This window comes from Methanocellales archaeon, assembly GCA_028715985.1.
Taxonomy (GTDB): Archaea; Halobacteriota; UBA148; order UBA148; family UBA148; genus UBA148.
On record JAQUQR010000001.1, the window covers coordinates 128,619 to 148,016 of the forward strand.

At 42.2% G+C, this 19,398-nt stretch carries 21 protein-coding genes and 2 tRNA genes; 8 read left to right on the forward strand and 15 right to left on the reverse strand.

The genetic code is table 11. The features are described from left to right. The first annotated feature begins 122 nt into the window (after positions 1 to 122). A complete protein-coding gene (locus tag PHI74_00750; GenBank protein MDD5484550.1) occupies positions 123 to 1,076 on the forward strand; it encodes a hypothetical protein in 954 nt (317 codons plus the stop codon). A gap of 31 nt (positions 1,077 to 1,107) precedes the next feature. Here the strand turns inward: PHI74_00750 and PHI74_00755 are convergent, their stop codons facing one another. From PHI74_00755 to PHI74_00780, 6 genes are all read right to left on the reverse strand, one after another. Continuing rightward, entirely contained in the window at positions 1,108 to 2,409 is a 1,302-nt protein-coding gene (locus tag PHI74_00755) for a tryptophan--tRNA ligase (GenBank protein ID MDD5484551.1), read from the reverse strand. Continuing rightward, positions 2,406 to 3,452: a tRNA-intron lyase gene (gene endA, locus PHI74_00760; protein MDD5484552.1), complete on the reverse strand. Its 1,047-nt coding sequence runs from the start codon at positions 3,450 to 3,452 to the stop codon at positions 2,406 to 2,408. The genes PHI74_00755 and endA overlap by 4 nt, the downstream gene beginning before the upstream one ends. Before the next feature lie 13 nt (positions 3,453 to 3,465). Next, positions 3,466 to 3,537 (reverse strand) — tRNA-Ala (locus tag PHI74_00765). Between the two features lie 6 nt (positions 3,538 to 3,543). Further along, complete coding sequence (locus PHI74_00770; GenBank protein MDD5484553.1) at positions 3,544 to 3,816, reverse strand: elongation factor 1-beta; 273 nt, start codon at positions 3,814 to 3,816, stop codon at positions 3,544 to 3,546. A gap of 1 nt (position 3,817) precedes the next feature. Next, positions 3,818 to 4,006: a zinc finger domain-containing protein gene (locus tag PHI74_00775; protein ID MDD5484554.1), complete on the reverse strand. Its 189-nt coding sequence runs from the start codon at positions 4,004 to 4,006 to the stop codon at positions 3,818 to 3,820. 127 nt (positions 4,007 to 4,133) lie between these two features. Continuing rightward, a complete protein-coding gene (locus PHI74_00780) occupies positions 4,134 to 4,607 on the reverse strand; it encodes a flavodoxin domain-containing protein (protein MDD5484555.1) in 474 nt (157 codons plus the stop codon). A gap of 63 nt (positions 4,608 to 4,670) precedes the next feature. On the opposite strand from PHI74_00780, the gene rpiA reads away from it, so the two are divergent. Further along, positions 4,671 to 5,345 carry a ribose-5-phosphate isomerase RpiA gene (gene rpiA, locus PHI74_00785; protein MDD5484556.1) on the forward strand — a complete coding sequence of 225 codons (675 nt, stop codon included), beginning with the start codon at positions 4,671 to 4,673 and terminating at the stop codon, positions 5,343 to 5,345. Here rpiA and PHI74_00790 read toward each other — a convergent pair. Beyond that, a complete protein-coding gene (locus tag PHI74_00790) occupies positions 5,340 to 5,720 on the reverse strand; it encodes an ArsR family transcriptional regulator (GenBank protein ID MDD5484557.1) in 381 nt (126 codons plus the stop codon). The two genes, rpiA and PHI74_00790, sit on opposite strands and share 6 nt — an antisense overlap. Before the next feature lie 96 nt (positions 5,721 to 5,816). Between PHI74_00790 and PHI74_00795 the strand changes: the two genes are divergently transcribed. The 5 genes from PHI74_00795 (at position 5,817) to PHI74_00815 (ending at position 11,335) form a co-directional block, all read left to right on the forward strand. Beyond that, a tRNA-Met gene (locus PHI74_00795) sits at positions 5,817 to 5,890 on the forward strand. 512 nt (positions 5,891 to 6,402) lie between these two features. Beyond that, the gene (locus PHI74_00800; protein ID MDD5484558.1) at positions 6,403 to 7,584 is read left to right on the forward strand and encodes a bifunctional 5,6,7,8-tetrahydromethanopterin hydro-lyase/3-hexulose-6-phosphate synthase; all 1,182 of its coding nucleotides are present in this window, start codon (positions 6,403 to 6,405) and stop codon (positions 7,582 to 7,584) included. Between the two features lie 15 nt (positions 7,585 to 7,599). Beyond that, a complete protein-coding gene (gene tpiA / locus PHI74_00805; protein MDD5484559.1) occupies positions 7,600 to 8,271 on the forward strand; it encodes a triose-phosphate isomerase in 672 nt (223 codons plus the stop codon). Positions 8,272 to 8,786: 515 nt separating this feature from the next. Continuing rightward, positions 8,787 to 10,403: a flavocytochrome c gene (locus PHI74_00810; protein ID MDD5484560.1), complete on the forward strand. Its 1,617-nt coding sequence runs from the start codon at positions 8,787 to 8,789 to the stop codon at positions 10,401 to 10,403. 365 nt (positions 10,404 to 10,768) lie between these two features. After that, entirely contained in the window at positions 10,769 to 11,335 is a 567-nt protein-coding gene (locus tag PHI74_00815) for a MarR family winged helix-turn-helix transcriptional regulator (GenBank protein MDD5484561.1), read from the forward strand. Between the two features lie 353 nt (positions 11,336 to 11,688). Here PHI74_00815 and PHI74_00820 read toward each other — a convergent pair whose 3' ends face one another. From PHI74_00820 to infB, 3 genes are all read right to left on the reverse strand, one after another. Beyond that, positions 11,689 to 12,090 carry a hypothetical protein gene (locus tag PHI74_00820; protein ID MDD5484562.1) on the reverse strand — a complete coding sequence of 134 codons (402 nt, stop codon included), beginning with the start codon at positions 12,088 to 12,090 and terminating at the stop codon, positions 11,689 to 11,691. Positions 12,091 to 13,196: 1,106 nt separating this feature from the next. Then, entirely contained in the window at positions 13,197 to 13,589 is a 393-nt protein-coding gene (locus PHI74_00825; GenBank protein ID MDD5484563.1) for a 30S ribosomal protein S6e, read from the reverse strand. A gap of 8 nt (positions 13,590 to 13,597) precedes the next feature. Continuing rightward, positions 13,598 to 15,373 (reverse strand): translation initiation factor IF-2, encoded by a 1,776-nt coding sequence (gene infB, locus PHI74_00830; protein ID MDD5484564.1) that lies wholly within the window; start codon positions 15,371 to 15,373, stop codon positions 13,598 to 13,600. Between the two features lie 398 nt (positions 15,374 to 15,771). Between infB and PHI74_00835 the strand changes: the two genes are divergently transcribed. Further along, a complete protein-coding gene (locus PHI74_00835) occupies positions 15,772 to 16,221 on the forward strand; it encodes a hypothetical protein (protein ID MDD5484565.1) in 450 nt (149 codons plus the stop codon). A 51-nt stretch (positions 16,222 to 16,272) separates the two neighbouring features. Here PHI74_00835 and ndk read toward each other — a convergent pair whose 3' ends face one another. The 5 genes from ndk to PHI74_00860 form a co-directional block, all read right to left on the reverse strand. Continuing rightward, positions 16,273 to 16,701: a nucleoside-diphosphate kinase gene (ndk, locus tag PHI74_00840; protein MDD5484566.1), complete on the reverse strand. Its 429-nt coding sequence runs from the start codon at positions 16,699 to 16,701 to the stop codon at positions 16,273 to 16,275. A gap of 7 nt (positions 16,702 to 16,708) precedes the next feature. After that, positions 16,709 to 16,963, reverse strand: a complete 255-nt coding sequence (locus tag PHI74_00845) for a 50S ribosomal protein L24e (protein ID MDD5484567.1) — start codon at positions 16,961 to 16,963, stop codon at positions 16,709 to 16,711. 5 nt (positions 16,964 to 16,968) lie between these two features. Beyond that, the gene (locus PHI74_00850; protein MDD5484568.1) at positions 16,969 to 17,184 is read right to left on the reverse strand and encodes a 30S ribosomal protein S28e; all 216 of its coding nucleotides are present in this window, start codon (positions 17,182 to 17,184) and stop codon (positions 16,969 to 16,971) included. Positions 17,185 to 17,189: 5 nt separating this feature from the next. Beyond that, entirely contained in the window at positions 17,190 to 17,558 is a 369-nt protein-coding gene (gene rpl7ae / locus PHI74_00855) for a 50S ribosomal protein L7Ae (protein MDD5484569.1), read from the reverse strand. A gap of 100 nt (positions 17,559 to 17,658) precedes the next feature. Continuing rightward, positions 17,659 to 19,341, reverse strand: a complete 1,683-nt coding sequence (locus PHI74_00860; protein ID MDD5484570.1) for a glutamate--tRNA ligase — start codon at positions 19,339 to 19,341, stop codon at positions 17,659 to 17,661. Positions 19,342 to 19,398 lie beyond the last annotated feature (57 nt).

Consider the following 19,398-nt stretch of genomic DNA (forward strand, 5'->3'; position numbering starts at 1 on the left):
ACACAGATCAAGACAATGCAAGATACATATTAAGTGCGATCTCTCAGGGCTTGGCTGCCATACTTGCTTTGGTGTTTACGATTACGTTGGTAGTAGCTCAGATGACGAGAAGATACACGGCGATGGATAAGATCATATTTAGACGTGGAACCATCGGTTTAATGATTATTTTTGGATTAGGGGTTGTCACACCACTTTTAGTTCTTAAAGCAGGCTTCTGGGAATTGGGTGTAAATTTCTCAATTGCTCTTGCGGCTTTCTGCGTCTTTTCATTAATTCCATTTTTAAAAGACGTTAATAGCATATTGAAATATGAGATTGGAGCTGAGAATCTATATACAGAGTGTATAAACGCAATTAATTCAGGGTATGAAACAGAGACATCGGGCATCATCTTTGAATTGGGTGAGATTGTCAAAGGCGCAGTTAAAGAATCTTGTGAAGATGCGGTAGTAAATATAATATTTTATTTATCACAAATAGGCAAAAAATGTGCCGAAAAGAGATGGGTAGATGAGACTTGGTTGGTTATAGATAACTTAACACGTATTGGAGTCTATAGCGTTGGAAGGATATTTACATGGGCGACAAAGCCTACAGTCCGTGGATTAAAAAATATCGGTGTTATGGCTGCTAAAAATAGATTGGAGGGTGCTTTCCTCCAAAGTAGGGATTTTCTGGCTGAAGAAGCCATCAATGGGTTAAAAAAGATCGGGATTAAAGCTGCTGAGATTAAAGCTGATGAGAAGGGGTTTAATAAAATATACGGTGGATCCGCTCGTGTTGCTGAAGATTTAAAGACCGCTTGCATGGGAGTCTCAATGGGCGGCATAATTGACATTTGCATGAAATTAGAAGATAAACATTTAGCTGTAAATGAGCTGTGGTGGGTAGGTGCATTTGTGACGAAATACTTACCTAAAAATAGTGATATAGCCATCCAAAGTCTTAAAGAAATAGAAGAAGATATCGGTAAGGGTGGATTGATGTATGGGGCGAAAAATTGTACACGTGGCTACCCTCAACTAGAAGCCTCTTTGGAAGACTTTAAAGAGCAATATAACAAAAATACTTAATTCCAATACTAAAAAAGAAGTTTATTTTTTATCACCCCTCTAACTTCAGCCCATACTCATCCAATCGCTCTTTTGCGCGTTCCCGTCCCTCCTGATGCTCCCTCAAAAATTTAATCATTAGTTCTGCAGCGAGCGACTTGCAACTCCCGCAGGTGCGTTTACCCTCCTTACATTCAGTGAATATCTCTGCCATATGGGCATCATCCTCTATCAAATGGAAAAGCAACAGTTCATAGACCGTACATTTTTGGGGTTCACCGCCCAATTTGCGTTGATCCGTTAGGGTCACCCGCCCTCCAGTCTTTGCTTTCTTAACCTTTTCCGCTGCAACATCGGGGGATTCTGTGAGAGCGATTATGCTGTCGGGAGAGCTGCTCGACATCTTCCCTCCCGTCAGTCCGCTCATAAAGCGATGATATATAGAGGAAGGAAGGATTAACCCGTATCCACCATGCTCAATTTCCACGGCCCGTACAACCGATTCGATCTTCCTTACGTCTTTATTGTCATAAATGTCCACGTGCTCGGCATAAATTTTCACGTCACCCTCCAAGCTATCAGCTATTTCATACATTGCCTCTTTGTTAGGGTGCTTTGCCCTGACGCTAATGTAATCCTCGCGTTGTTCCACTTTGAACATCCTCATCCGGCTTGCTATGTCCCGCGTAAGTCTGATATGGGGGTCTTGGTCAAATCCTACAGGAATCACAACTGGTTTGGGTCCCCCATATGCCTTCAGCTGTGGATGGAGGATATCCGCGCTTTGAACAAGCGCACTTACCATATGTGATATATGGGTCTCGCCGGAAAAACCATAGATTGCGCTCATCTCAGAGAGATTTGCCTCTACACCTAACTCAAAGGCCAGATCTTTGACAAAGGTGTCTTTCGATTGAAAATAGATCCTACCATTCGGTTCAAATCCGAGTGCTATCACGCTAAGGACATACTCGTTGATGCCCCTCTCAGTGCATTCTTTCCATGGGATCCCTCGCACGGCATGCGCCTCCATGTCAGCTATTCCGAAGAATGCGTCTGCGCCCATCCGTTGGTGCCATATGATCTCATCCATCACCATCTTATGTCCTAGGTGCACCGGACCGGATGGCATAAATCCGCTCATGACGCCGAAGGGCTGATTTGAATGCATCGCATCCAAAATGGGTTGATAATCGCGATGGCCAAAGATTATTTGCCTTCTCATGTATAGGTGTGGATTGGGCACCTCTGCCAACAGATCCCCGAAAGGGGATACGCCAAACTCATCAAATAACTTAGAATAATCTTCTATGAAATTCGTGCTCCATGGATTGAGCTTTATTTTCCGCATCATGGCTTGGCCCTCCCGATATCAATGTATTTTACCTTTTTATCCTTTATGTAAGCAAAGATCATCTGCTTTCTAACGCTCTGAGCAAGCCTTATGGCACGTGACATCTCAGGCAACAAAAATATGTGGTCCTCTGGAATCGCGTGTACCAAATATTCTGAGTGTTGTAACCTTTTCATAGGCTCTATTTTCTTATAGACACGGAAGTGGCTTCCAAACTTGAAACCTGTCTTTACAACCATTCCCTTATTTCTCATGTCCTCGTAGATATTGAGTTTCCTTTTGAAAGTGGGCTCAATTTTGGTTGCAACCCCTGTGAATTTCCTTAGACTGAGTGCATGTCCACTTCGATCAACGATCTCGATGACCTTCTTTTTTAGCAAGTATGCAGATTCGACCAAAGATAATTGTAACCTCTCCTCTTGGAGCTTTCCGAAGAAGCCATTATGGTAAAGGAAGTGAGCCAGCTTTGAGTCAAATATCATGGCCCTATCCTCTAATAATAGGGCCTCCTCTTTAACATGATCTACTGGCTTCATATCCCCTTTCATCATTGCCCTTTTGACCTCATAGAAAGTTACTTCACTTTCCTCGTCAACTATCGCTAATAATATTCCTTTTCGTACATTTTCCGCGGTTTCCATAAGAAATGTCAGTTTTGCCAAGGGAAGGGGTTTTCGCTCTGATATCACATGCACAAAATACTCCGCTGGGGTTTCACCGGGTCTTTTACCCCTCGGATATAATCGAAAATCGGTTGCGCTCGGCTGTACATGGTACCCCCTTTCCTTAAGGTCCTTGTAAACGAGGTATTTCAGTTCGAAATTTTCCATTCGCATGGAAGCTATCTTGAAAAACTCCGCAAAGCTCAGAACATGTTTATCTAAAGCGATGGTGATTTTTGCCCTTTCCAGCAGATATGATGCTTCTGTTAATGATAATTCCAGGGTGTCTTCTCTGGGGCGCCCATAGTAGCTGGAATCATATAGCTCTGTTAGGGCCTCACTACCTACTATGACCTTGTCACCTATCAATTCGCCGTTCATATCCTCACACAGATGGACTCGGCGGGATTTGAACCCGCGGCCCCCGCGCTGCGAACGTGGTGCTCTTCCACTGAGCTACGAGCCCCATTTATTAGATTCGGCTGAGCTCAATGACTTGTACGCTCTCTACGCCATGAACTTTCGCGAACGACTCTTCTGCTCTTTCGGTTCCGCCCTCTTCGTCTTTCACAATTATGGCGGCTATTAGCGCTTTTAAGCCAAATGCTATCGGCTCTTCTGCAAATCCCTGCAATTTTGCGCCCTCTGGCACGGCTGCCCTTATGTCTGCCTTGAGCTTTTCAAAGTCGATATCTGTGTCTTTTGGCATTATTTTTATTGTAGCTGCTACATACAAAATGTCCACCTCAGGGCCCTATAAATCCGCATTTAGCACAACTATAAGGATTGCTCTGTTGTCGGCATCTCGTGCATCTTCCTATCTTTTCTCCACACTCTGGGCACAGAAACCGAGTAAACCCTCTCTCTGTGAGCCTAACCCCACAGGATATACAACTCTCTGATGTTGTACCTTTGTCTGTTGTTTTCTTAGCCATTGTTCTCTCCTAGATAACTCCAAAAAAATCGTAAAGAGTGAATTCAGGCGTTTATCTAGAGGGGATGGGACACCCAAATTCACTCCATACACAATTTGATGAACCTATATTTAATATTTGCCTTATCTTATATACCCAATTTTTCTGCGATCATTGTCATGCGCTTTCCAAGCCCAAAAGCCTCTTTTTTAGCTTGTTCATCAGTCCCAGCTGCGCCATAGTGCCCACCGACTTCGATGGGGTCGCCGACGACGACCATTCCGTGTATCAACATCGCTTCCAATATGGAAAGCATGGTTGTCTCTTTCCCCCCAGTTCTGTGCCTGGATGTCACGAATGTGGCGCCGATTTTCCCCTCTAATTTTCGGCGAACGCTGATCGAATCATCGATAAGCCTTTTGACATCTGCCGCCATATTTCCAAAGTAGACCGGAGAGCCGATGATTATTCCGTCATAAGTGGGCAGTTCTTCCACATCAACTTCGCTCACTTTTTTTAGGACCGCCATCCCTCCTGCATCTTTTACGCCCTCTGCTACGGCTTTAGCAAGCTCCTCAGTATGCCCGGTCTTCGAGTAATATGTCACAAGTATCTTAATCATGGTTTAATCTAACAATCATTTGTCGTGATAAGTTTTTTTATCATGCATGCCAATCTAGCTCTGATGGCAAATAAAGAGAAAGAAGCAGCAGGCAAATCTGCAGTAGAATTAGTCCAAGATGGGATGGTAGTTGGGCTAGGCACGGGCTCGACGATCAAATATGTGATCAGACATCTGGGTAAGAAAGTCAAAGAGGGCTTGGATGTCCTTGGAATCCCCACGTCTCACCAGACAGAGTTGCTTTCGATTCAAGCAGGAATACCGCTTACGACATTATGGGCGCATCCAGTTGTGGATATTGCGATAGATGGGGCAGACCAAGTTGATTCGATGCTGAACTGCGTCAAAGGTCAGGGAGCTGCACATACACGTGAAAAGATCATGGCATCTTCCGCAAGTAGATTTATTGTCATAGTGGACGAGAGCAAAATGGTGGGTGTACTGAACTGTCCAGTTCCGTTGGAGGTCCTGCCCTATGCTCTACGACTCGTGGAACTGCAAGTGACAAAGTTTGGGGGCGTTCCTAGGCTGAGGGCAGCTCGTAAAAAGGATGGGCCGGTGATAACAGACAATGGTAATTTTGTGTTAGATGTGGACTTTGGTGAGATAATAGCTCCCAAAGAGCTTGAGGAGCACCTATCAAACATCATTGGAGTAATCGGGCATGGTATTTTCACAAACGTGGATGAGGTACACGTCGGGAGAAAGGAGGGGGTGAAAGTCTTAAAAAAGTCATGATAGGTGACTTAACTTACGTAGTTTTTTTATGTTTTCAAGATCCTTTTCTGCCTGTTGCCGTTTCATTTCCTCGAGACGGGTGATGATATCTTCGATGGGAACAGCTAATTTGTAGCTCTTTAACGGTCTGCCTTTGCCCTCTCTCTTGATATCTCGTACAACAACCCAGTTTTCCTCTTTTAATTTCCGCATAGCGATGCTCACCTCAGGTTGTCTTAGATTCGCTCCGAGTTCTATGCTTCTAGAGGTAACATCATCTGCGTTAGCCAGATACATAAGTGTCCTGGCAACGTTCCTCTTAAGCCCTAGGTCCATCAATATTCCTACAGACTCTTCGTCTGTATCATCCAATACTGATACTGCTAATTTTTTCATCTATTCACCTAATATGTATACTTTAAAATATCTCAGTCACAATAAACCTTTCGGAGACCACAACTATTATGTCACTTTATGTCGACTATAAAACAAGCCGGGGTGGCCTAGTTGGTTAAGGCGTCAGACTCATAACCTGAAGACCGCGCGTTCGAATCGCGCTCCCGGCATGATTGAAACGTCAAAAATAGCAAATCGTTGCTGAATACTGTGAGTTATATTCTCACACTTACTTTTTCGGAATCACTCTCTCTCCAGAACACGTTTTTGGGGTAAGGCATCATTCTGTTAAAGTAGCGAATATCTAAACGGCAAGCAATCAGCATTACATTCATTGTATTGACTTCAGCTCATTTATGATTACGATTTTTTAACGTGTTTATGCAGAAATCTGCTTTCTTTATTCTAATCTTATGTTCTTCAGGTTCTTAGACCCTATTTGGAGACTCTCACAAGTCCTACGTATCCTAGTCAATTGACTTTTAATATCTAAATCTTTTGAAATTCTCTTGCTCAAAGGTTGTTTGGCACCTGAAATACATCACATAATTTCATCACATGGAAAAGTGGTCACTTGTATATCGTCTTCATCGATATCTTTGTTACCCCCTGCGACGTTATATTGTATGTCCAATAAAAAGCGATATATATCCTCTGGTTCAACCTTGAATGGGGTGTCACTTTGTATTTATTGGGCGAAGCATTGATCGGTGAAGAACCAGAGATCGCGCACATTGATTTGGTCATCGGAGACAAAAACGGGCCTGTAGGGATGGCATTTGTCAACGCGATGTCTCATATGTCTGCTGGGCACACTCCGCTCTTAGCAGTCATCAGACCAAATCTACCAACTAAGCCATCCACGTTGGTCGTTCCGAAGGTCACCGTGCAAAATCTAGAGCAGGCTGCGCAAGTTTTCGGACCTGCACAGACGGCCGTTGCAAAGGCTGTGGCAGATGCGGTGGAAGAGGGTTTGATTCCTAAAGATAAAGCAGAGGAGTTAGTCCTAATAGTGAGCGTTTTTATCCATCCAAAGGCAGAGGATTATGGTAAGATTTACCGCTATAACTATGGGGCGACAAAACTAGCAATACAGCGAGCTATGGAAGGATTTCCTTCGGTGGATAAAATAATATATGAAAAAGATCGATCTATTCATCCGATCATGGGTTTCAAGATTGTGAAATTGTGGGATCCACCCTATCTGCAGGTCGCGTTGGATATACCGAGCATAGAGTCAACTAAAAAGGTGCTCGAAGAGTTACCAGAGAGCGACCACCTGATCCTAGAGGCAGGTACGCCACTGATAAAAAGATATGGCCTAGATATAATTCAAAAGATGAGAGAAATTCGAAGGGACGCGTTCATCGTTGCAGACCTTAAGACGCTGGACGTCGGTAACCTAGAGGCTAGAATGGCGGCAGACGCCACCGCTGATGCGCTCGTCGTATCTGGATTGGCGCCTCCTGCGACCATTGAAAAAGTGATAACAGAAGCCAGAAAAACCGGGATTTGCTCTGTCATAGACATGCTAAACGTTGGAGATCCCAAGGGCTTACTGGAGCGATTAACCGTTATGCCGGATGTAGTTGAGCTACATAGGGCGATAGATGTAGAATCCAAGGAAATAAAGCATGCGTGGAGTGATATTAAAGGGATTAAACTTCTTTCGGATAAGATGTTGGTGGCAGTAGCAGGCGGTATCGTGGCCGACAACGCTAAAGAAGCGATCAAATCAGGTGCAGATATCCTCATCGTTGGCAGGGCTATCACCAAGGCAAAAGACATCGAGGGCATGGCAAGGCGTTTCCTTGAGCTGATGAAGGAAGAAATCGATCAGTTTAGAGTGATGACTGATTTCTGAGATGAGAGGACGATGATGAAAACCCCCATAATCCTCATAAATTTTAAAACCTATCTTGAGAGCACTGGCAAAAATGCTTTAAAAATCGCCAAATTGGTCAAAGAGTTCAGGGACAAGTCTGGTGCAGAGATAATCGTAGCGCCCCAGTTCGTGGACATTTGCACGATTGCAAGAATGGGAATTCCAGTTTTTGCGCAGCACATCGATGCTATCGTTCCGGGCGGTCATACTGGCTACGTTCTAGCAGAGTCAATAAAAGAAGCGGGAGCGATTGGGACGCTCATCAACCACTCTGAAAGGCAATTAAAATTGGCAGACATAGACGCCGCGATAAAAGTGGCAAAAACAGCAGGGCTCATAACGGTCGTATGTGCTAATAATCTTACAACCACGTCTGCTGTGGTGGCTCTCAAACCAGACTTCATAGCCATAGAGCCGCCTGAGCTGATCGGAACCGGAATTCCTGTTTCCAAAGCAAACCCAGAGGTGGTTGCAGGAGCTGTTAGAATAGTTCAGCAAATGGACCCTGCGGTGCGAGTGCTTTGTGGGGCAGGTATCTCAAAAGGTGAGGACGTTGCAACTGCTCTGAAACTTGGCACAGAAGGCGTATTGCTCGCATCTGGTGTTATAAAAGCTAAGGATCCAAAAAAAGTTCTCGAAGAATTGGCTAAGGGGATTCTGATCTAGGTGCTGCTTCATCAAGTCTTGATTTGTGATAAACTCAACTATGCTACTAAAGGATTATACCTGCTGTGATAGTATCTACTAGAAGGAAAAATCATCCACAACTTGGATAACGAAACCTTTTGGAGAATATATCCTTGATGAGCTTTTTACATATATTTTCATCTTATATTTACTCTAGTAAAAGATAAAGCTCATATCACGGGAACTTAGCGTTTAACCTTGAGCTTACCTCAGCGAACTCTGCTAGCTAGCTTGAATTGGTCAAGATTTAGATAATCCTAGGTTGATATTATGTAGACATTGGTGGTAGTTATCAGGCATATTGTGTTAATAGGGAAATTTGTGAGCGTACACTTCGCCTTTCAAGGATTTCATAACTATTGCTATACAATGACTCCAGTTTAGTTATGTATAAAAAAACTAAAAACATTTACCAGTATTTTCAGATAATAAAACACGAAACCTATTTCTATGAGAACTTTTACAAGTTTTATTGGTGAATTTTGCGGAGAAGGATGTCTTTGTTTGAGGTTGCTTATAGGAGGTATCAAGCATTGGGGCTTAAAGGAAGAGAGGGTGCGTCTGTCAGTCGTCGGAACTTCATGAAGGGGTTTATTATAGGGGCAGCCACAGTCGGCGGAGTTGCTATCCTATTGCAGAGAGTTAGCGAGATTTTAATGCATAGAAAGTGGGATAAAGTAATGGATGTTGTGGTCATAGGATTTGGATGTGCTGGCGCAGCAGCAGCCATAGAAGCACATGATGCCGGAGCTGAAGTAATCCTGTTGGAGAAAGAATCCGAACCTGGCGGTTCCACCGCCATCTGTGGTGGAGTAATATATGCTGCTGATACCTCATTTCAAAAGGAGTATGGAGTACAAGACTCTCCAGATGAGATGTTTAAATATTGGATGGCAACTGGCAAAGGTCTGAATGATCCAGAACTGGTCAGAGTGATAGCAGACAGGTCTAGTGAAAATGTAGATTGGCTAATGGGATTGGGCGCAAAAGCGGTATTTTTCGGCTTTTCTGGTGCTGAATTTTTACCCGAGTTTGCGGCTGCAACTCCCCCTAAACCCCGGGGCATTAAATTTGAGGGAGAGGGTGCTGGACTCTTTAAAATACTTAATAATGCCGTTTTAGAAAGGAAGATTGAGGTTTTGCTGGAGACTAAGGCAATTGAGCTGATAGTAAACACTAAAAGAGAAGTTATTGGTGTCAAAGCAGAAGGTAAAGGGGAAGAATTATACATCTGCGCTAAAAAGGGCGTGATCATAACTACAGGTGGTTTTGGGCATAATAGGGAGATGCTCAAAGATTATAGCCCCAAAGGTTACAAGAGCATATCTGTTAATCCTCCTTGCAATACCGGAGATGGTATTCGAATGGCAAGGGCTTTGGGAGCTGACTTGAGAGTCATGCATGAGACCATAGGTGTACCAGGAACTGAGGTTCCCAGATTGAGGAGAGGTGTTCCAGTAGTTGCGCCTTCAGCAGGGATAGACTTGCCTGCTATTTTCGTGGATAAAAATGGAAAGAGATTCGTTGATGAATCTCTATACTATGATTATCTGAATGAGGTTTTCTTGGATCAGGAGGTAGCGTTCTTGATTTTCGATGATAATGTGAGAAAAATCGGGGGTTCTGGAGTCATACAAGGTATTAAATTTGGAATGTCCATGATTGCACTTGGTTTTACTAATGAAATGGATGATGAGATAAAAGGGGGTGTAGTGTTGCAAGCGTCTACTATTAGGGGTTTAGCCATGAAGATTGGTGTAGATCCAACGGAGTTAGAGAATACAGTGGAAATCTTTAACGAAAATGCGAAGTCAGGAGTCGACCCCGAGTTTGGTAGGGCGCGTGGGCTTGGACTAATCAAAACCCCTCCCTTTTACGCTATTGAGACCAGGCCTGCATTTTTTGATACAATGGGTGGTGTAAGTATAAACGTTAAAGCTCAGGTGTTAGATGTGTTCAATGAGACTATCCCAAGGTTGTACGCGGCTGGCAGAACAACTGGGGGGGCAATCGGTGAAGTTTATCCCGGGAGCGGCTCTGACATTCAGGAAGGAACGTGCTTCGGTCGCATCGCAGGCAGAAACGCAGCCGCTGAAGAGTCATGGTTTTAGGGTTGTGGGATAGTGCAGCTTATTTTCAATGGTACGTGATCTTTTTTTGTAAGTATCTAATAACCATTTTCATGCTCCCTGGTTGAATTTCATATAAGAACTAGGACAGCTCCCTAATAGTATGATGCACTTGCAAAATTGACAAAATTATTAATGAAGATAACTTGATATATGTTAAAAAAGGATTTGATATCACGAGGTTACTGTGAGTATGTCCTAGAGAAGTATGCCACTAAGAAAACAAGTTATTATAGATGTCTCAAATTTGAAGACCGTTTCTAGTATTAAGATCCCTATCCTAGAGGTAGAACAAAGAATTTTTCATCTGAATATTGGTTTTTTATCATGTGAATGAGGACGATGATATGACCCCTAAGGAGACAGTTAAAGAAAGCATCGAAAAAATGTTCCTAAGGGAGAAACCTGCAAGCATCTTGCTAGCGATTGCAAAGCAGAGTAAACCCTACGCATCTGTCATCTCAAAAGAAGTTGATGCCACATATGCACACACTACAAGCGTGCTCTCTGAAATGGAGCACCATGGGTTAATCTCCTCTAGTCAAGATGGCAGAGTGAAGTATATTGAGCTTACCGATCTCGGCAAGAACATAGCGGAGGCATTAAGCGTATTGATTAGTGCCTTTGGAGAAGTTCAAGTTATCCCAAAAGCTGAGGTAGATACAGAATTACAGAAGAAAATAACTTCCTTACGTTTGAGAGTGGAGAGGATATATAAAGAAGAGTTCGCTTGCAGAAACTCTCTTAGTATGACAGAGTCCACCAAGGTAAGTAGGAGGCTTGGACCATATTGCAGGGAAATACGCAAGATGGACACGATACCTATTCGAGCCGAATCATTGAGAAAAGAGTTTGATGAGCTGAAGAAACGTATAGAAGAACTTATGTTGCTTAAAGAAAAGCTCAAGTCCTAGTCGATAATGGATTGGTGAATATACCCATATCTGCATATTTCCATATAATATAATCTCTCTAAAGCGTAGATACCATATCCCTTCATTATTAATTATTATAATTGTATTTTTAGAGGTCGGATGCATAGAATACTATGATACCTGCGGAATCTACCAGGCAGAAAAGGCAGAGGGGAAAGCTGCGAATAGATTAACATAGTATCAAAAATGACCTCAAATAGTGGGACATCAGAAGCATGGTTTTACTATGCTCGTTGTTGCCATAATCCTCCCACTGTTTCTGCTGGCTAAGGTCATATCTGATATTTAGTGCCTATGGATGTATACTCTATCTAGACGCTCGTCCTAGGGAGTCATAGCGTTTCCGGCGAATTTTCCAGAATGGTAACCCACCACCACTTTGCCATGTCTACTAAGTCTTTGCTAAACTTTCCAGACAGGTGATATTCTCCACCCCTTATCTCCAGTAGTCCAGCACCCAATAATTTATTCCGCATGGAATAGAACGAGGATCGGCCGATATCCAGTTCCTTCATCAAGAGACTCCATTCGCTGACCAATATGGGTTGACCAGCCTTCTTTCTTTCCTCAACTATCTCAAGAAAACCTTTGGCCCTCATAGCTGTCACCTCTCCTTGAAACAGTCTATGCATGAGTTCAAGATAAGGGTCCCGAGATTGTGTTATTCTAGCTGTAGTGTGCGATCTTACAACCAGCGTGGTAGCCGTCCTAGGGGCATCTTTTACTTTGGTCATGGGTTCTTCCTTACCCTCCTCCTTTTTATATACCGTTTTCTTCAACTATCGCTATTTCTGTTGGTGTCAGCCCATAACTTATACACCTTTTTATCAATAGCTCTATCTTATCGTCCAATTTCGTTCACTCATTTCATTCAATCAATTGACAGTAATTAAATACGACACTAATCAACTTAATCATACCTCTATTTTATATCCCTATTTTCAATTAACTCTCAACTTTTAACTCTCACTTTTTTCCACACCAACCATTTTTAACAAAACATTCATTACATTATTTTAATTAATTTCTTTTTTTATTTTATCTTTTTTCTTTTTTAGATGAAAAATATAATCTTAGATGTATCTCAGATGTATCTCACTTCATCTAATTTTAAGCCTTATAAAAGAATTAATTTGTTATTATTCCTTTTTTATGACTTATTTATCTTAAAAAAACCTTTAAAATAACTTTTCAATCTTGAAATCAGCGAACTTTTTTGATTACAATTGATTTTGGTTCAAACAACATATGGATTTTCCTATTTTCAGTTTTTGATGTGCATAGTACTACTGAATAGACTTCTTTTTCATCCGTATTACAAATAATATAAGAACAAATTTTCAGCACCCAAAAAATCTTGATGATTGTCAACTCAATCATTCCAAAGTATATAGGAATTTATGTTATGGTATGTGCAACTCCCCCCTTAACGACCAAAAGTATGTCAAAATCGATCATTCAGAAATTTTTTGAGTTTTGTTCCTATATAAGTTGTAATACTTGTTCTCTATGTTAATTCGTTTTACAATAAAGTTCCTTTTTCTTTTTTATAAGATATATTTTATATAATATTTATGGTACCCAATTTAGTTAGATGAAATAGCCTAAAATAAATATATAATCACATCTAAATAAAAAATATTTGGCTAATTCTAATAGTTATATTAGAAAGTATATTATATGACATTATTGTTATGATATACTCTTTTTAGAGTATATTTTTTTAGGGAGCCTAAAATATATTTAGGATAACCTAAAAATTGAAACAACCAAAAAGAATTAAATTGTGGATTAAAAAATATGAGAAGAGGAAAAGTGAGAGTTCTGAAGAAAAATCACCTTAATTCTCTTTTTCGTTGCCCAAAGAGTATTCTATTGGTTTTGGCCCATACTTTGTGATGATGGTATTTATCTGACTGATGTTAATGGATATCTCTCGTCCACAGACTTCTTTTCGTCTTCTTTGGCCTTCATCTATTGGGTGGTGCCCCGTCCCTCCAAACGTCAAGACTTTTCGCCGCTGACTCCCAGACAAATCCTCTCGCATTGGAAATCCATTTTTATCTGTTCCACCTGTGATCTGCAACTCGTAACCAGGGAGTTCAAGTAACTCTCCGTCAATTGTGCTGCCGATCCTCTTGCCCACAAGCTTATCTGCATGTGCTTCAGAAACTTCCACTTGATATGCCTTCCCCTTCTGGGGATCTGAAATGACTACTCTAAAGTTCACCATGTTTTTACCTACCTAGCCCAAAATGGGTCAATTTTCCTTTTTATTTCTAGAAACTCCTTCAACGTCTCAAGCTCGTCCGCAGGTATTGTGTCACATAACTCCTGTTCTATGGTCCTCGCATGTTTTTTTGGAATATCCACATATAAAATATCCCCTTCTTTTATTTGTCTTCCAACAGTGGGCCCTTCGATGGATACTGCAGCCTCTTTTCCGGCAACAGCTTCATTTCTACTCTCTCCGTGTTCTTGGATGCCCTTGATTATTCCAACGTTTATGCCACTCTCTTTGATTACAGAAACCCCAGGCTTGATTTTACCACCGAGTATTTTCACCCCAACGATTGCTGGCTTACTTTTCCTAAAAACACAACCTGGCATAAGCCTGAGCTTACCAGCCCTAATGATTGCCTCCAGTTCTTTCCTCTCAGATATCGACTGCCGTTCTTTAACCCATATATTATAATCCTCTAACAGCCGATAGATGACATTACCTTGAAATACTTGAACCTTGGACCTCAACGCCTCATCTTTTGCATCTTGAAGCATCTCTACACAAAATCCGATGACGACCGCTAAATAGGGATCCCTAATCGTTGCAGCCTCTATGATGTCTCGTTTAGAAATGTCACCCACATCAGCCTTCCATATCGGAACTTTGGCATCGTTTAGCTCTTGCACTAACGCCTCTAAAGATCCAATTGTATCTGCTTTGAGGGTTACACCGATCTCGTCTGTCTTAATCTTTACTTCATCCAATTCGGATTTAATGTCATTTGATATTTTTTCTACTAGGGCCTCATCCTCAACAACTCGCATAGGTGAGCCAGCCAGTGCGCTCTCCAGAGAATGTGCAACTACCTTTATACCTGCTGCTGCAACGATTTTATCTACTCGCTGAAACTTTTCTTCGATCCTGATCTCGGTCAGAGGTCTTGGCTTTAATAGTGCACGAACTCTTGTCACGATTGGCTCCCCATAACTACCTACTATTATCGTATCTCCAGTCTTAAGTTCTCCATCATATAATATTACATCGAGTGTTTTGCCAAGCCCCCTCTCTTCTTTGACCTCTAGCACAGTCCCCATACCTGGGCCTTTTGCATGAAGTCTTAGATCTCCCTCGAGGAAGCGTTGTGCTAAGCCTATCAAGATCATCAGTAAATCTGGGATCCCCTCTCCGGTCTTAGCGCTAATTGGAATAACGCCGACATTCTTCTGGAAGTCCCTGATTCTATCATACCTATCGGAACTAAAACCCGCTTCATTTAGCTGATTGATCAGCCTATAGACGAGGTTGTCGAGTGATCTTTTTGTATATTCGCTTTGATTCTCATATGTTAATATAAATGCTTTATCCTCATGTGGGCGCCATCCATGAATTCGATCGATTTTGTTTGCTGCTAATACAAAAGGTGTCTTAAAACGGCGAAGGATTTTAAGAGCTTCTGTCGTCTGAGGTTGAAAACCCTCTGTTGCATCGACAACTAAAACCGCTAGATCTGCTAATGCCCCGCCCCTGCTCCTAAGCGTTGTAAAGGCATGGTGTCCGGGCGTATCGATGAAAAGCAGTCCAGGGACTTTGAAGTCGCCCTTCATGAGAGAGCCGCATTTATCCTGAATGGTTGCTAGGGGGACTTCAGTAGCACCTATATGCTGGGTGATGGCTCCCTTTTCTTGCTCCGCTATGCTGGTACCTCGTATCTCATCTAGTAACGATGTTTTTCCATGATCGATATGGCCCAATACACATATGATCGGAGTTCTTAGATCTGCCTTTTTTACCATCTTGGTCTGCTTAGTTATTCCGAGACAATATATAAGAATGTTGGGGATAACAATGATTTATGGCCAAAATATTCACGAAAAATTGAATAACACAAGAGAATTAAAATGAAAGACTTTTGGAAGGGCTTGATCATTTTTATATTGGGTTTAATGCTCTGGATCATGGCTAGTATAGTAGAAGCTGCAGCAATAAGTTTCTATGGAGAATCATATTTTTGGTCTAGATTCATCATGGGTTTTGGATTTCTTTTGATGCCTCTTGGACCAATATTTTTTTTTGGATTGTTATTCCCCTGAAAAACAGATGGTATGGAAAACATAAAAAGCGATTTGCTATTGCTATAACACCTTTTATTCTGGTTATTTTGCTTTCCCTCTATGTCATAGTCCATGGCGTTATGTATGGGCCCACATTACAAGAAAATGAAAAACAACTAGACGATTTAGCCTACATCAAAATAATGGCTGCTGGGTATAGTGACGATGCTGATTCCGAATCTGAAGGTGTCGCTATTGATGTTGTTTATTATGATAGTAAAAGCGAACCTATTGATTTCACGAATGTTCCGATGAATGTTGTCATAGAATTGTATGGCTATCACGATATCTCAGATACCTTTGATCAGGATAAAATGGAATTAGTACATAAAGAATCTATTACCATAGACCATTCAATGAGGTTGGGCGAAATGTTTGGAAAATACATTAGAATTCCCTTTGATGACATTTCAGTCGATTCCAAAGAGTACTACGAATATGGGACGATCAAAGTAACAGTAGAGATGCTGGGGAAAGGAAAATTTTCAGATGAAACCGATTTAGTTCCGTTATACAAAGTAACTGTCTGAGATAAACGTGGTATTTGGTTAAATATCCTCAAAAGTATCTTTCAACAGTATCTATTCAGTACATTCATCATCGAAAAATATGCTGATTTCCCTTTTCGCACTCTCCAATGAATCGGATGCATGAACTGTATTTTGCGTGACGCTGGAGGCAAAATCTCCTCTAATTGTGCCTTTGCTGGCTTTAGAGGGATCTGTGGCACCAACCATGGTTCTTACAGCCGATATAACATTTTTTCCTTCGAGGACCGTCGCCACTATAGGGCCAGACATGATATAATCGACCAGCGAGCTGAAAAACGGCTTATGAACATGCTCTGCATAAAGTCGTCTTGCGGTTTGTTCGTCAACAGACACCATCTTGAGCGCAGTTATCTTTAGCCCCTTTTGCTCGATGCGACGAATGATCTCTCCTATCAGTCTTCGTTCGACCCCATCTGGTTTTATCAGCAGGAGTGTGCGCTCTATTCTTTCCATACCCATATACGAATCACTCTTTCTTCGATCTCGGCTTTTTAGGCTTCCTTGCTGGTTTGGGCTTCTCGACTTTCTCCTTTGATTTGCTCTCGGCCGTTTTCTTTACTTTTTTCCTTACCCACTCTGTTCTTCGAGAGACCCTGCCAAGAGCAAAGTTATTCTCACATTTCGAGGAGCAAAAGAAGTAGATGGCTCCATCGCTTTGAACAAACATCTTGCCTGTTCCTGGCTCTATGGGACTACTACAGAACGAACATTTATTTTCCATCAGGTTCACCGCGTCGTCAGTTTCTTAGCTTCTCTTGCGGTCTCAAGTAACATTAGAATGTCACCTAAGCGCACCGGTCCCATACAATTACGAGTGATTATCCTTCCTTTATTGATGCCATCGAGAATCCGACAATTGACCTGGACTGCTTCTCCATGCATTCCCGTCCTGCCAAGCACTTGTATGACTTCTGCTGGGACAACTCCCTCATCTTCTACCATTTAGATCACTTTAACGCTTTAATTTTTGGTGCAATCTCTTCAATGAGACCTTTGCCTTTGCCCACATCTATGATTGCAGCGGATACGCAACCAACATTTAATCCTGCTGCTGCACCAAGTTCATCTTGCTTGCGGACATATATGTAGGGCGTATTCTTTTCATCGCATAAAGGAGGTATGTGCATAACGATTTCCTCTGGCTGAACATCCTCTGCTATGAAAACAAGTTTTGCGATGCCTCGCTCGATTGCTTTCGTGACTTCATTTGTGCCTTTTTTGATTTTACCCGTGTCCCTTGCCAATTCCAACAATTCTAATGCCTGGTCCTCTAGCTCTTTTGGAACCTCAAATCGAACATATATCGGTTTTGCCATTTTCTAACCTCATTCTGGACTAAGTCCTTCATCAATCATCGATTGTGAAGTGTTGAGCCACTAATATTAAATCCTTGCTTTTTATACCTTATGCTCGATACTACTTGTGCGCAAAATATGCCACTATCTCATCATTTATGGCATCTATCCTCACGAATCCGAACCGTTCAAATTGGACGACGTTACCTAACTCTGAGCCAATCCCTCTTTCTCCAATGCCCGTGTATTCTTTCTCCGGACCTATCACTTTGACCTTAACTCCTTCTGGAGGACACCAGTGAATGATAGCAGCGCCTTTTTTGGTGATACTTAAATCGTTCCCGATATACTCTGCCCTAAGTGGGCGTAAGCCGGTGATTTGGATATTGTACAAGTCCTTAAGCCGTAGATTATCGCCTTTCTTGATGCCTTGTAAGTCATCTTTGCATACAAAAACTTCTCCCTGCACTGAGATCTCTCTCAAGCCCCTTCTCTCTGTGGGATGCAGTGGAGCTTTTGCCACAGTTGGCATCGCGTTCTCTATGTCCAAGTGTAAGGGGTCCCAAACGAAGAAGTACCTGTTAGCAATGGTATCTACAATTTTCCTGTTTTCGGCATATAGTGTGTCCATACTAACTGCTATATCGGTCCCACTCATGCCAAGATCGATCATGAAATTTCTGATAGCCTCTGCTTGGATGCCCCTTCTCCTTAGGGCTCGCACTGTTGGTAGACGCGGATCATCCCAGCCCCTATATTCTCCTTTTTCGATTGCCCTCTTTATTTCACTTGTGCTGAACTTGCCGAATTCATGAATTTTTATACGCCCCCAGTGGCTCGTCTTGGGATATTTCCACCCAAAATAGTCATAGATGAATTTTTGCCTTTTTTCACTGTCCATCAGGTCCTTTCCCCTTATTATGTGTGTGACTCTAAGCAAATGATCCTCCATCGCAGATTCAAAATCCAGCATTGGCCAGACCACATATTTGCGTCCTACTCTAGGATGTGACTCTTTGATGACCCTGAGAGCAACCCAATCACGTAGGGCAGGATCTTTATGCAGGATATCTGTCTTTATCCGCAAAACAGCCTCTCCTTCGTCATATTCGCCGGCCAACATTTTTTTCCAGTGATTCAGGTTGGCCTCTGCTTCTTGTTCTCGATGCGGACAAGCTTTCATGGAATCCTTAAAAATCTTGAACCTCTCCCTATCACAGAAACAGATATAAGCCTTGCCCATTTTTATGAGCTTCTCAGCATATTGATAATACTCCTCAATTCGATCAGAGGCGATCACGATCTCATCGGGATTAGCGCCTAACCATTCACAATCCTCTTTGTACCAAGCATAGGCTTCCAGCATGGGTCTTTTAGTCTTTGGGTCGGTATCATCAAATCGAAGGATGAACTTGCCGTTGTACATTTGTGCATACTCGTGATTGATGATTATACCTCTTGCATTTCCCAATGTCGGCGGTCCATTGGGATTGGGCGCAATCCTCATCGTCACTTTCTCTCCAGCCTCCAAGGGCGGGAGTCCACGCATTCTCTCCTTTTTTTGGGGTACCATCAATTCAGGTGCAATTTGCTGGAGTCGTGCTAAACGTTCATCAGAGGTCATCGCACTTACTTTCTCTATGAGTCCCTGAATTAGGGGTGAAATTTTACTTGTCTTTGTTCTAAGCCAGGGGCATTCGCCTAACACCTTGCCCATCACAGCATCTGCTAGGGGGGCTGAATCGTATTTGAGTGCATTCTGTAATGCATGTTTTTCAATTACTTTTTCTATCGATTCTTTCATCGGTATTATCCTATTTTTGTATTACTTGAAATTATGGCAACAAAAACTTTTATCCTC